Genomic DNA, 12,324 nt, shown 5'->3' with positions numbered 1-12,324 from the left:
TGCTCTGGGCCTGAGACAATAAGGAATGGTGGCGATGGCGTTGAAAATGCGGGTCGTGCTGGCGGCGCTGGCCGTCGTTTCATCCTGGCCTGCGACGGCCGCGGAGACCGCCTCCCGGCTCGACGACGTCGCCGGCCGCAAGGTGCTGAACATTTGCACCACCGGCGACTATCGGCCGTTCTCCTACCGTCCCGACGGCGCCAATGACTTCGTCGGGATCGACATCGATCTCGGCCGTTCGCTGGCCAAGTCCCTGGAGGCCGAGCCGGTGTTCATCCAGACCAAGTGGTCGGACCTGATGGCCGACTTCAAGGCCAAGTGCGACATCGCCATGGGCGGCATCTCGGTGACGCTGGCGCGCCAGCGCGACGCCTTCTTCAGCGAGATGTACCTCGTCAACGGCAAGGCACCGATCGTGCGCTGCGGCGATCTCCAGAAGTACCAGACGGTCGAGGCCATCGACCAGCCGGAGACCCGCGTCATCGTCAATCCGGGCGGCACCAACGAGAAGTTCGCGCGGGCCAGCCTTGGCAAAACTCAGATCCAGCTGTTTCCCGACAACCGCGTGATCTTCAAGGAGATCCTCGAAGGCCGCGCCGACGTGATGGTGGCTGAATCCGTCGAGGTGAAGCTGCAGGAAAAGCTGCATGACGGGCTTTGCGCGGTGAACCCCGACAAGCCGCTGCAGTACGGCGAGATGGGCTTCCTGCTGCCGCGCGGCGACGTCGTCTTCAAGGCCTATGTCGACCAGTGGCTGCATCTCGCCAAGGCGAGCGGCGAGTTCGACAAGATCTTCCAGTCCAACATGAAGTAAGAGCCGAGGCCTCCGCTGGCGGGCTGCGATGCCCTACCGGTTGTCCAGCCCGTTGGCGGTGCGCTCGGCACGGATCGCGTCGGTTTCTCGGCTGATCTGGTCGCGAAGCTTGACCAGTCCGGCGCGGGTGGTGGCCCTCGGGGCGGCCGGAAGCGATGGGTCGGGATAGGCTTCGTCCCACGCCAGCACCGCGTCGATGGTCTGCCCGAGCTCGTGAGTATCGCCGAAAGCCCAGCCGTTGACGGACGGCCCGATCGTCTCGATCAGCGACGCGAACAAGGCGGGCTCGCCCGTCGGATCCTGGCCGGGATCGGCGGCAAGGCGCGTGCGCCAGCGCAGCTGCCCGGCATAATACCAGAAGCTCGCCTCCTTCTGCTGCCCGGCCGCCATCAGCGGCGGCGCTTTCAGCATCAGTTGGCTCGGATGCAGCGTTGCGGCGGTCTCGGCGCCCGCGGGAAAGTCGTCAGCCCGCACGAGCGTCGGGGTGGCAAATAGCAGGAGGATGACGACGCTGCAGCGGAGGAAGCGGTGGGGCGTGCGAGGGAACATGGGCTGGCTGTCTTTCAGGCCGGAGTGCCGGGGTGCGAGCGGCCCTTTCGATGATCGCGCCCCTAAGCTTTGCATACAAGTGCTGTGGGCATACAAGTGCTGTGGATGGTGCGAGGCGGTGGACGACGGTGCTTTGAAACCCGGCCTCCGCCCCCTAGGAGGCGGTGGCGGCTCTCCGCGAAGGCCGCAAAGGCCGTGGCGGTCCTGCGCCGTCATACTCCCGCCGACCATCGCATTCCCTGTTGAAAGGCATTACCATGTCCCTCCTTCCCCGGCTCGTCCTCGCCCTCGTCGCCGCCGTGATCGTCGGCGGTGGCTACATGGCCTTCGATCGTTCCCGGGATGCGGAGTGGGTGGTGTCGCCGGCGGCCATCGCGGCGGCGAAGGCGGAGGGCAAGCTCGGCGTCGAGGACGGCCGCGGCTCGGTCACCATGCTGCCGGTCCGCTCGGAGACGGCGGATGTGCTGCCGGTCAAGTGGGCGGTGGCCGGTTTTGCTGCCTTCGCCCTCGTGTTCGCCGTGACGCGCCGTCGTCTTCCCGCCAAGCCGCGCTGACGGACCCGTAACCGCGCGGCCTTGCGCTGCAGGCAAGGCCGCGCACGGCACCGAGCCGGTGCGCCGCATCTGCCAAGACGGTGGCCGCTCTTCTAAAAGTGTCCGTCAAGCCCTTGCCATCATTCGAGAAGTTTCCTCATGGTCGCGCCATTCATCCGGGCGCGTCCGTCCGGTTCCGCCTGCCCTCGGAAGAGGTGGACGGCAGCGCCGAAACGGGGGGCGATCGATTGGTGAAAGACGCATGAGGCTTCAACGCATTCTCGTCGGCGTCGCGCTGGTTCTCGCCGCGGGTGCTTCCGGTTTCGGCGCCCTGGCCTGGCGCGCCGAGATCGCGGCAGCCGAGCCTCCAGCGGTCGGGGCGTTCGACGCCGCCGTCATCCGCCAGGGCGAGCAGCTTGCCGCCATCGGCAACTGCATCGTCTGCCACACCAAGCCCGGCGGCGAGGTTTTTGCGGGTGGCCTCGCGCTGCCGACGCCTTTCGGCACGATCTACGCCACCAACATCACGCCGGACCCCGCTACCGGCATCGGCCGCTGGTCGGAGGCAGCCTTCGGCCGCGCCATGCGCGAGGGCGTCGACCGCGAGGGCCGTCACCTCTATCCCGCCTTTCCGTTCGATCATTTCACCAAGGTCACCGACGCGGACAACCGCGCGCTCTACGCCTACCTGATGACCCGCACGCCGGTGGCGGCGGAGACGCCCGCCAACGAGATGCCGTTCCCGTTCAACATCCGGCTCGCGATGGCCGGCTGGAATTTGCTCTTCCTTGACAAGGGCCCCTACGAGAACGATCCCGCCCGCGACGCCGTCTGGAACCGCGGCGCCTATCTCGCCGAGGGCCTCGGCCATTGCGGCGCCTGCCATACCCCGCGCAACCTCCTCGGCGCCGAAAAGGCCGATGCGCATTTCGCCGGCGGCGAGGCTGAGGGCTGGACCGCCTATGCGCTGAACGGCGCATCGCCCGCGCCGATCCCGTGGACCGTCGACAGCCTGACACACTATCTCTCGACCGGCTGGGAGGCGCAGCATGGCGTCTCGCGCGGCTCGATGGCGCCGGTCACCGGCAATCTCGCCTCCGCATCGCCCGAGGATGTCCGGGCGATCGCCACCTACGTCGCCTCGGTGATGGGAGAACCATCGCCGGAAAAGACGGCGGAGGCTGAAGCGCTGAAGGCGCTTGCCTCTCCGCCGCCGGTGCAGACGCAGTCCGCCGGCAGCCAGTCCGTTCCGCCGGCCGCCAAGGCGAGCGATCCGGGTGCGGTGATCTACGCTGCCGCGTGCTCCAGTTGCCATGATGCGGGGCGCCCCGTGCCCTATGGCGGCCTGCCGCTGCGCTTCAGCACCGCGGTCTACGGGCCAAGCCCGCAGAACCCGATCAACGTCGTCCTCTACGGCCTTCCCGCCGCAGAGGGCGAGGCGGGGCCGATGATGCCGGGCTTTGCTGGCTCCCTCGACGACGACCAGATGGCCGCTTTGCTCGACTACATCCGCAAGACGTTCAGCGACCAGCCGGCCTGGACGGACGTGAAGGCCGCCGTCGCCGAGATCCGGGCGGGCCATGCGGACACGCAGCTGCGCGCCTCCGACGGCACCTCGTCCGCCCCCGCCAACCCGACGAGACGAGAAACAGCATGGTAGCCCTCACCGTCAACGGCCGGTCGCACCAGATTACGTCGGAGCCCGATACCCCGCTCCTCTACGTCCTGCGCGACGAGCTCCAGCTCAACGCCGCCAAATATGGCTGCGGTCTCGGCCAGTGTGGCGCGTGCACGGTGATGGTCGATGGCGAGGCGGTGCTGTCCTGCGTCGTGCCGGTGATGCTGCTGGACGGCCGGCAGGTGACGACGGTCGAGGGCCTCGGCACGGTCGACGCGCCCGGCCCGATGCAGCAGGCCTTCATCGAGGAACAGGCGGCACAGTGCGGCTACTGCATCCCCGGCATGATGATGCGGGCCCAAGTCCTGCTGCAGCGCAATCCGGCGTCTTCCGAGGCGGACATCCGCGCGCACATGGAGCCGAACCTCTGCCGCTGCGGGACCCACATGCGGATCGTCGCGGCCATCAAGCGGGCGGGGGCGCTGATGCAGATCGCCTCGCCGAAGCAGACGGGGAGCGCGAGCTGATGGCGACGTCGTCCACTGGCATCAACCGCCGCACCTTGCTCATGGGCAGCGGCGCTCTTGTCCTCAGCTTTTCCAGCGGCGCGCTGGCGCAGACGGCCGAGAAGGCCGGCGACGAGACGCAGAATTTCGAGGCGACGCCGGAAGCCGCCCCGGACCTGCCGGGAAGTCTCAAGACGACGCCCGACCTCGATTCCTGGATCCGGGTCGACGCCGACGGGACGGTAACGGTGTTCACGGGCAAGGCCGAGCTCGGGCAAGGCATTAAGACCGCCATCCTGCAGATCGCCGCCGAGGAGCTGGAGGTGCCGTTCGAGCAGCTGACGCTCGTTGGTCCCGATACCGCGCGCAGCCCGAACGAGGGGTTCACCGCCGGCAGCCATTCGGTGCAGGACAGCGGCACCGCGGTGCGCAATGCGGCCGCGCAGGTGCGCGAGATCCTCCTCGGCCAGGCGGCACTGCGCCTGTCGCTGCCGGTCGAGGGCCTGCGCGCCGAGGCCGGCGCAGTGCTGTCGCCCGACGGGCGGCGGCTCGGCTATGGCGAGCTGGTCTCGGCCGAGCTCATCCATGTCCGCGCCCAGCCGACGTCGCGACTGAAGCCGGCGGCCAGCTTTCGCGAGATGGGCAAGCCGCGCCAGCGCATCGACATTCCGGGCAAGGTCACCGGCGGCGCCGCCTATGTCCAGGACATGCGCCCGGAAGGAATGGTCCACGGCCGCGTCGTCCGGCCGCCGAGCCCCGGCGCGGTCATTCGAAGCGCCGATCTCGCGCCCGTCGAGGCGCTGCCGGGCGTCCTCAAGGTCATTCGCAACGGCAACTTCATTGGCGTCCTGGCCGAGCGGGAATGGCAGGCGATCAAGGCCATGCGCACGCTCTCGACCCTCGTCGTCTGGGACGAGCGGCCGGGCCTGCCGGCGATCGCGACGCTTCCGGCTACCTTGATGGCGATGCCGCACGAGGACGGCATCGTTGCCGACGAGGGCCAGCCCACCCCGGGCGTTCGCCGGCAGGAGGCGACATTCACGCGGCCTTACCAGCTGCACGGCTCGATCGGGCCATCCTGCGCGCTGGCCGTGCTCGCCGACGGCGTGACGACGGTCTGGACGCACACACAAGGGGTCTATCCCGACCAGAAGGCGATTGCCGAGATGCTGGGCGTCGAGATGGACAAGGTGCGCTGCATCCATGCCGAGGGCTCGGGCTGCTACGGCCACAACGGCGCAGACGATGCGGCCGCCGATGCCGCGCTCCTGGCGCAGGCGCTGCCGGGGCGGCCGGTGCGGCTGCAGTGGATGCGTGAGCAGGAACATGCCTGGGAGCCGTTCTCGCCGGGCATGGTGACGAAGGTCCAAGCCGGACTGGACGATCAGGGTTCGGTCGTCGACTGGACCTACGAGGTCTGGAGCAGCACGCACAATTCCCGGCCGGGAACGGCGGGCGCGCTCCTAGCGGCGCAGCACATTGCGACACCGTTTACGCCGAACCCGCCGAAACTGCAGATCACGCCCGAGGGCAATGGCGACCGCAACTCCAACCCGCTCTACGCCTTCCCCCACCGAAACGTGGTCTGGCATTTCCTGACCGAAATGCCGCTGCGGGTCTCGGCGCTCAGGGGGCTCGGCGCCTACATGAACGTCTTCTCGATCGAGAACTTCATGGATGATCTCGCTGCCTCCGCGAACGCCGATCCGGTGGAATACCGCCTGCGTCACCTTCAGGATCCGCGGGCCCGCGACGTCGTCTCGCTGGCCGCCGAGAAGTTCGGCTGGAAGGCCGGGCAAAAGCCGCCGCAGAACCATGGCTATGGCTTCGCCTTCGCCCGCTACAAGAACCTTGCCGCCTACTGCGCTGTGGCGATGGAGGTGGTGGTCGAGCCCGATACCGGCCGGGTCCGGATGCTGCGGGCGAACGCCGCGGTCGATGCCGGCGAGATCGTCAACCCCGATGGCGTGCGCAACCAGGTGCAAGGCGGCATCGTCCAGGCGGCCAGCTGGACGCTATACGAGGGCGTCACCTTCGACGATACGAGGGTGACGAGCGTCGACTGGTCGACCTACCCGATCCTCCGGTTCGACGCCTTGCCGGCCTCGGTCGACGTCGAGATCATGCCGCGGCCGGGCACGCCCTTCCTTGGCGCCGGCGAATGCGGGCAAGGGCCGGGCGGCGCTGCGCTCGCAAATGCCGTCACCCACGCGACCGGGCGCCGCATTTACGATTTGCCGCTCAACCGCGAGCGGGTGCGCGCGGCCTGCCGGCGGGAGGCCTGAGGGTCGCGCCGGAATGCCGCCGGTTTGATCGGGCGATGACTGTCGGCGGCGCGGGACCTGTCCATATCCCTGCCGAACCAGCAGACATCGATCGGAACGCGCTTGCCACCCCATTACCTCGTCGTCGCCAGTGAGACCGCAGACCAGCGGGAGGAGCGCCGCCAGGACGTCGGCGCGACCTCCAGCGAGACCTTCGCAACGACGCTGGCGAGCCTCGTGCCGGGGTGCCGCGTCGACGAGATGTCCTGCGTCGACGGCAATGCACCGCCGTCGGTCGCGCATCTCCGGCGCTACGACGCGGTCTTCCTGTCGGGCTCGCCGATCAGCATGAACAAGGAAACGCCGGAGACGCTGGAGGCTGCCGCCTTCATGCGCCGCGTCTTCGAGTCCGGCGTTCCTTCCTTCGGCTCCTGCGCGGGCCTGCAGATCGCAGCCGTCGCGGCCGGTGGCGCGACCAAGCCGCGAGAGCCGCGGACGGAAGCAGCTTTCGCGCGCGGCATTGTTGCGACCGATGCCGGCCGCGACCATCCGCTGCTGCAGGGGAGGCCGCTCGCCTGGGATGCGCCGGCCATGCACTCGGACGAGGTGGCTGAGCTACCCGCTTCGGCGCTGATACTGGCGAGAACCACGACCACCCCGATCCAGGCGGCGGAGATCCGCCACGCCGGCGGGACGTTCTGGGGTGTCCAGTATCACCCCGAACTGACTCTCGCGGAAATCGCCGCGGCGCTGCGCCGGCAGTCGGACGAGCTTGTCGAAGAAAAGCTTGCGGCCGACGACAGCGCCGTCTTCGACCATGCCGGCCGGATCGACGCCCTCGATGCCGATCCCGAGCGGAAGGATTTGGCCTGGCAGCTCGGTCTCGACAGGCAAGTGATCGACGCCGACTTCCGGATGCGCGAAATCCGCAACTTCATCGACAGCGCTTCCTCGCTCCGGGCCCCCAATGCCTCGGCCACGCTGGCCGAGACTGCCTAGCCAGCCCGCCGGTGCGGCGATCGAGATGGCGCTGCGTTCAAAGATGGCGCTGGAGCAGCGCCTTCACATCGACCCGCGCCTTCAGCCGGGCGGCCAGGAGGTAGGTGCCGCCGAACTTGCGCTGGAGGAAGAGCGCATCGGTGGGGGGAAGGCGCCATCCATCTCGCTCTCCGGCAAACTCCATGCCCTGTTCGCGCAGCTCGCCGAGAATTCGCGTATCGCCGAAGTCAAAAAGCGCCGAGCGCATCAGGGGCTCGGCTGCTCGATCGAACATCGCCATCACATTGTCCTGGTGGCGCTGCGGCACGGACGCGTCGATCAGACCCATCGAGGTCAAGGCCGCCTTCACAGCTGGCCGGTCGTTGGCGAGCGTCGCCTTGGCGAGGCGTCGGCAATCTTCAGAGAATGCTTCCGAGAAGGCCCGCGTCGCGCCAAAGTCGAGGAGGACGATCCGGCGGCTCTCCCGATCGTAGCGGTAGTTGGCAAGGTTCGGATCGGTCTGCATCAACCGGAAGGTGAAGAGCTCGCGAAACGAGAGGTCGAGGAGGAGCGCGGCCACGCGGTCGCGTACCTCCTGCGGGGCACTCTCCAGCGTTTCGATCGGCACGCTGTCGACATAGTCCATCGCCAGCACTTCGGGGCCGCTGAGATCGCGATGGACGGCCGGGAGCATGAAGTCCGGATCGTCCCCGAGGAGACCGGCGAAGCGTTCGAGGCAATCGGCCTCGCGCCCATAGTCGGCTTCCTCGTGCAACTGCCGCTTCGCCTCGCCGAGCAGCGGGGCGACGTCGAGGTGCCGCGGCACCATGCCGGACATCCGCAGCAGCGTCGCGACATTGTCGACATCGCTGTCGATGCTGCGACGGACGCCGGGATACTGGATCTTAACGGCAAGGTCCCGTCCGTCACGGGTGAAGGCCCGGTGCACCTGGCCGATCGAGGCGGCCGCGATCGGGCGGAACGAAAAACTCTCCAGCTGCTGCTGCCAGCCCGGCCCCCAGGCACCGTCGAGCACCGCCTGCACCTGCTGGCGCGGCATGGGCTCGGCATCGGCCCGCAGCCGCGCCATGATGGCCCCGAGCTCGGGCGGCAGGATGTCGCCGGCCTCCATCGAGATCAGCTGGCCCATCTTCATCGCCGCCCCGCGCAACTGTGCCAGCTGTTCCGTCACCTTGACGACATTGGCCGGGGTCAGGAGCAAATCCTCCAGACGCGGACGGTCGCCCCGCGCGAACCTTCGGGCTCCGTCGAGCAGCATGCCCCCGGCAATGCCCGTCGCCATGCCACCCAACCGCGCCAGCCGCGACAGACGGCGGCTGGGAACCGGGGAGCCCGACGATGGGGGATTTCGAGGCGCCACGGCGTCAGCCCTTGCGAGAGAAATGGACAGGCGGCCTGGCGGGCCGCGTACAACCGCATCTGGCCCTCGACCATGACAAGGCAACGGCGGAGGGCTGCGACCCTTCGTCTGGCGAGCCGGCGGCGCACAGGCTGAACGTCTGGCGCCGGCCGGTCGCTTCCACCCTTGAGGGGCGGCACTTTGGGCAGGATGGCGAAAACTGTTGTTAGGACGCCATGCTTTGCATTCTATTTTGCCGATCCGCGGTTTCATGTTTAGAGGAATGCAACTCTTCGGCGTGTTACTGGCGGTATGGATAGCTTCCTTATCAATCTTGCGAGCAGCCACTCGCCGCTCTTCGTCGTCGGCGCTGCCATCATCTGCGCGATCACCGCCTGGTTGATCCTGTCGCTGCTTGAGCAGGCCAGCGTTTCGTCGGGGCGCCAGCGGCTCAACTGGCTGGCGGGCGTTGCCCTCGGCGGCGGGCTCGGGGTCTGGACGACCCATTTCATCGCGATGCTGGGTTTTCGGCCTGACTTTCCCCTCGGCTACAACGCCTCGATCACCGTCGCCTCCGCCATGATCGGCACCGGCCTCATCGGACTGCCGCTCGCCGCCACCGCGCTGACCGAAAACCGCCTTGTCCGGATCGGCTGCGGGGCCGTCGCCGGCGGAGGCGTGGCGGCCATGCACTTCACCGGTATGCTGGCGCTTCAGGGATGCATCGTCTCCCACTCGCCGACCGTCGTCATTTTCGCCACGCTGCTCGGCATTACGCTCTTCGCCCTTGCCTTCGCCATTCCCGCCCATCCGCGGTCGAAGGGCGTTGTGGCCGCCTTGATCGTTGCCGGCGTCTGCACGGTGCATTTTCTGGCGATGACCGGGGTTTCGATCGAGCCGATCGGCGGCGGCGTTCTGGCGGGGGTCGACCATGTCACGCTCGGCACGGTCGTCGCGGTCATCGCCCTCTGTCTCTTCGCCACGGCCTCCAGCTCCGCGGTTTCCTCCGCCAAGCTGGAGGAGCAGACGCGGCAGGGCGTGCTCCTCAGTGCGGCGCTCAACAACATGTCCAACGGCCTCCTGCTGATTAGCCCCGCCGGCAAGGTCATCCTGCGCAACGACCGCCTTTTAAAGCTCTTCGGCATCGACGAGAGCCATGTGACGATCGGCATGTCGTTGCGCGAATACCTCAACCGCCTTGGCGTCCATCTCGGCTGGAGCGCCATGCGCATCAACCGGGTGATCGAGAACCACATCGCCTGGTTCGCCCGTTCCGACACCACCTATCTCGAGCATTCGCTCGACGACGGGCGGGTGATCAGCGTCGCTTGCCGGCCGATGAGCGGCGGCGGTGCGGTGCTCACCTATGACGACGTCACCGTCGAGCGGAAGGCGCAGAAGGATCTGGAGCGCCTCGCCTTCGTCGACTCGCTGACCGATCTTCCGAACCGCCGGGCGGTCAAGCAGGAGCTGGGCACGGCCTTGAATGTCGGCGAGGAAATCGCGCTGCTGTTCATCGACCTCGATCACTTCAAGACCATCAACGACACGCTGGGCCATGCCGTCGGCGATCAGCTCCTCATCGATGTCGGATACCGCCTGCGCGGGCTCTGTTCGCAAGGCGAGTATGTGGCACGACTGGGCGGCGACGAGCTGGCGATGATCTCGCGGGGGACGGCGGACGAGGCCGTCAACCAGCTGGCCGGGGCGATCGTGGCGGCCATCGCCGAGCCGTTCTCGATCCGCGACCACAGCATCGTCATCGGCTGCACCGTCGGCGTCGCCACCACGCGGGACACGCGCGATGCCGATACGCTGATCCAGTATGCCGATCTCGCACTCTTCCGGGCCAAGTCGAAGGGCCGTGGTCGGAGCCAGCTCTATGAGGCCGGCATGCAGGAGGCGGCCAAGGAACGGAGGCGGATCGAGGGGGATCTTCGTCTGGCGCTGTCGTGCAACCAGTTCAGCCTCGTCTTCCAGCCGCTGTGCCGGATCGCCGATGGCGCCATCATCGGCTTCGAGGCGCTGATCCGCTGGAGCCATCCGGAACACGGGCCGGTTCCCCCCGACCGCTTCATTCCGCTGGCGGAGGAAACCGGGATGATCCTCGAGATCGGCGAGTGGGCGCTCCGGGAAGCCTGCTTCCAGGCCGCGGCCTGGCCGGTCGACGTGCATGTCGCCGTCAACGTCTCGCCGGTGCAGCTCCGCAGCAAGGCGTTCGTCCTTTCGGTGGCGAAGGCGCTCGCCGATTGCGACCTCAGCCCCTCGCGCCTTGAGATCGAACTGACCGAGACGGCGCTGGTCGAGGACGGCCTGCAGATCGCCGCCAGCCTCCAGGCGCTCCGCCAGCTTGGCATCCGCGTCTCGATGGACGATTTCGGGACCGGCTATTCCTCCTTCGCCCACCTCGTCGACTTCGACCTCGACCGGATCAAGATCGACCGCTCGTTCGTCCAGGCGGCGCCGGGCAAGGACAGCGCCCGTGCCGTGGTGCGCGCGGTCGTCCAGATGGCGCGGGACCTCGATGTCTTCACCATCGGCGAGGGCGTCGAGACCGCCGAGCAACTGGCGCTGCTGGAACGGCTCGGCTGCGACGCGGCCCAAGGCTACCTGCTCGGGCGCCCGATGCCGGCCGCCGCCGCCCGCGACCTCCTGAGGAGCCAAGCGGTCGAAAGGCAGGCCATCCGGGCCCACTGAGGCGCGGGCCAGCGTCTACCGGCCTTGCGCTGATCAGGCCGTGAGGTCGCCGGCGCCGGTGTCGATGTGCGGCGCCCAGAAGGCGATGCTCTCGGCGATGGCTGAAATCACCCGCCGGTCGTCCGGCTCGCGCTCTTTGAACGAGAGCTCGAGGCAGATCTCGTTGTCCGCGGCCCCGCCTTGCGCAAAGGCCTCCAAGAGCGCCGCCGGCTGGACGCGGCCGGTGGCGTTGTGCTCGGCGGTGAACGGGCGGTGACCGCCCTTGTCCATCTTGCTCTGCTTGATGTGGATGATCGGCGAGACCCTCGGCACCGCCCGCGCCCAGGCATAGGGGTCGGTGTCGTCGGGATCGGCCGAGGAGACGTCGCCATGGTCGATGTCGGCCATCATCCACATCGGGATCGCCATGTCGGCTGCCGTCAGCCGGTCCTGCAGCGCCATGGTTTCCGCAATGGTATGGCCGAACTCGCGGCCGACCGACATCGGCTCCCAGAAAACGGAGGTGAGGCCCGCCTTCTGCCCGTGCTCGGCGACCTCCGCCCAGCAGTCGATGGCGATGCGGATGAGCTCCTCGCGCCGGCGGGGATCGTCGTAATCGGCATAGGTGAAGATCGCGAACTGGGTGCCGACCGAGGTGCCGCCGAGGTCGGCGGTGATGTCGGCGAAGGTCTTGAACCAGTCGACATAGTAGCGGCGCACGTCGCGGTCGGGATGGCCGAAATGGTTGAGCCGTCCATAGGGCCCGGTCATGCCGCTGGTTACCCGGACGCCGGTCCGCGCGAGCGCCGCGCCCATCTGCCGGGTGAGCCGGCGGATCACCGGCGCTGGCCAGGACGGGTTGATGAACTCGTGCGTCAGCTGCAGGTCGCGGATCCTGAGGTCGCGGGCGACGGTGTCGATCAGGTCGTCCGGGTCGGCGAAGCGGTTGACCAGCGGATTGGTGTTCAGCGACAGCGTCAACGGCATGCGTTGGGTCTCCGGGAGAGGAACAAGCGGGGAGGGCAG

Annotated in this window: 10 protein-coding genes; 7 read left to right on the top strand and 3 right to left on the bottom strand. The window is 68.0% G+C overall.

What is annotated here, in order from left to right; translation table 11 throughout:
• The first annotated feature begins 34 nt into the window (after positions 1 to 34).
• Positions 35 to 814: a transporter substrate-binding domain-containing protein gene (locus ACZLZQ_RS00980; RefSeq protein WP_472947678.1), complete on the top strand. Its 780-nt coding sequence runs from the start codon at positions 35 to 37 to the stop codon at positions 812 to 814.
• Between the two features lie 33 nt (positions 815 to 847).
• Here ACZLZQ_RS00980 and ACZLZQ_RS00975 read toward each other — a convergent pair whose 3' ends face one another.
• Complete coding sequence (locus ACZLZQ_RS00975) at positions 848 to 1,363, bottom strand: hypothetical protein (RefSeq protein WP_472947676.1); 516 nt, start codon at positions 1,361 to 1,363, stop codon at positions 848 to 850.
• 257 nt (positions 1,364 to 1,620) lie between these two features.
• On the opposite strand from ACZLZQ_RS00975, the gene ACZLZQ_RS00970 reads away from it, so the two are divergent.
• From ACZLZQ_RS00970 to ACZLZQ_RS00950, 5 genes are all read left to right on the top strand, one after another.
• On the top strand, positions 1,621 to 1,917 hold the full coding sequence (locus ACZLZQ_RS00970; RefSeq protein WP_472947675.1) for a hypothetical protein: 297 nt from the start codon (positions 1,621 to 1,623) through the stop codon (positions 1,915 to 1,917).
• A gap of 241 nt (positions 1,918 to 2,158) precedes the next feature.
• Positions 2,159 to 3,556, top strand: coding sequence for a c-type cytochrome (locus tag ACZLZQ_RS00965; protein WP_472947674.1), 1,398 nt, complete (start codon positions 2,159 to 2,161; stop codon positions 3,554 to 3,556).
• A complete protein-coding gene (locus ACZLZQ_RS00960) occupies positions 3,550 to 4,041 on the top strand; it encodes a (2Fe-2S)-binding protein (protein ID WP_472934786.1) in 492 nt (163 codons plus the stop codon). The genes ACZLZQ_RS00965 and ACZLZQ_RS00960 overlap by 7 nt, the downstream gene beginning before the upstream one ends.
• Positions 4,041 to 6,305 carry a xanthine dehydrogenase family protein molybdopterin-binding subunit gene (locus ACZLZQ_RS00955; RefSeq protein WP_472947673.1) on the top strand — a complete coding sequence of 755 codons (2,265 nt, stop codon included), beginning with the start codon at positions 4,041 to 4,043 and terminating at the stop codon, positions 6,303 to 6,305. The genes ACZLZQ_RS00960 and ACZLZQ_RS00955 overlap by 1 nt, the downstream gene beginning before the upstream one ends.
• Before the next feature lie 102 nt (positions 6,306 to 6,407).
• Positions 6,408 to 7,283: a type 1 glutamine amidotransferase gene (locus ACZLZQ_RS00950; RefSeq protein ID WP_472947672.1), complete on the top strand. Its 876-nt coding sequence runs from the start codon at positions 6,408 to 6,410 to the stop codon at positions 7,281 to 7,283.
• Between the two features lie 37 nt (positions 7,284 to 7,320).
• Here ACZLZQ_RS00950 and ACZLZQ_RS00945 read toward each other — a convergent pair whose 3' ends face one another.
• Positions 7,321 to 8,565: an ABC1 kinase family protein gene (locus ACZLZQ_RS00945; RefSeq protein ID WP_472947671.1), complete on the bottom strand. Its 1,245-nt coding sequence runs from the start codon at positions 8,563 to 8,565 to the stop codon at positions 7,321 to 7,323.
• 369 nt (positions 8,566 to 8,934) lie between these two features.
• Here ACZLZQ_RS00945 and ACZLZQ_RS00940 point away from each other — a divergent pair, with 369 nt between their 5' ends.
• Positions 8,935 to 11,319, top strand: a complete 2,385-nt coding sequence (locus tag ACZLZQ_RS00940) for a putative bifunctional diguanylate cyclase/phosphodiesterase (protein WP_472947670.1) — start codon at positions 8,935 to 8,937, stop codon at positions 11,317 to 11,319.
• A gap of 33 nt (positions 11,320 to 11,352) precedes the next feature.
• Here the strand turns inward: ACZLZQ_RS00940 and ACZLZQ_RS00935 are convergent, their stop codons facing one another.
• Positions 11,353 to 12,285 (bottom strand): sugar phosphate isomerase/epimerase family protein, encoded by a 933-nt coding sequence (locus ACZLZQ_RS00935; protein ID WP_472947669.1) that lies wholly within the window; start codon positions 12,283 to 12,285, stop codon positions 11,353 to 11,355.
• Positions 12,286 to 12,324: the final 39 nt, after the last annotated feature.

Source organism: Mesocryomonas lacus, from assembly GCF_055730105.2.
The sequence above is the reverse complement of the archived record's forward strand: the minus strand, read 5'-3'. Positions and strand labels throughout refer to the sequence as shown.

Bases quoted from the DNA above. Each gene is read 5' to 3' on its own strand.
- ACZLZQ_RS00980 (WP_472947678.1), top strand. From the start codon at position 35: ATGGCGTTGAAAATGCGGGTCGTGCTGGCGGCGCTGGCCGTCGTTTCA.
- ACZLZQ_RS00975 (WP_472947676.1), bottom strand. From the start codon at position 1,363: ATGTTCCCTCGCACGCCCCACCGCTTCCTCCGCTGCAGCGTCGTCATC.
- ACZLZQ_RS00970 (WP_472947675.1), top strand. From the start codon at position 1,621: ATGTCCCTCCTTCCCCGGCTCGTCCTCGCCCTCGTCGCCGCCGTGATC.
- ACZLZQ_RS00965 (WP_472947674.1), top strand. From the start codon at position 2,159: ATGAGGCTTCAACGCATTCTCGTCGGCGTCGCGCTGGTTCTCGCCGCG.
- ACZLZQ_RS00960 (WP_472934786.1), top strand. From the start codon at position 3,550: ATGGTAGCCCTCACCGTCAACGGCCGGTCGCACCAGATTACGTCGGAG.
- ACZLZQ_RS00955 (WP_472947673.1), top strand. From the start codon at position 4,041: ATGGCGACGTCGTCCACTGGCATCAACCGCCGCACCTTGCTCATGGGC.
- ACZLZQ_RS00945 (WP_472947671.1), bottom strand. From the start codon at position 8,565: ATGGCGACGGGCATTGCCGGGGGCATGCTGCTCGACGGAGCCCGAAGG.
- ACZLZQ_RS00940 (WP_472947670.1), top strand. From the start codon at position 8,935: ATGGATAGCTTCCTTATCAATCTTGCGAGCAGCCACTCGCCGCTCTTC.
- ACZLZQ_RS00935 (WP_472947669.1), bottom strand. From the start codon at position 12,285: ATGCCGTTGACGCTGTCGCTGAACACCAATCCGCTGGTCAACCGCTTC.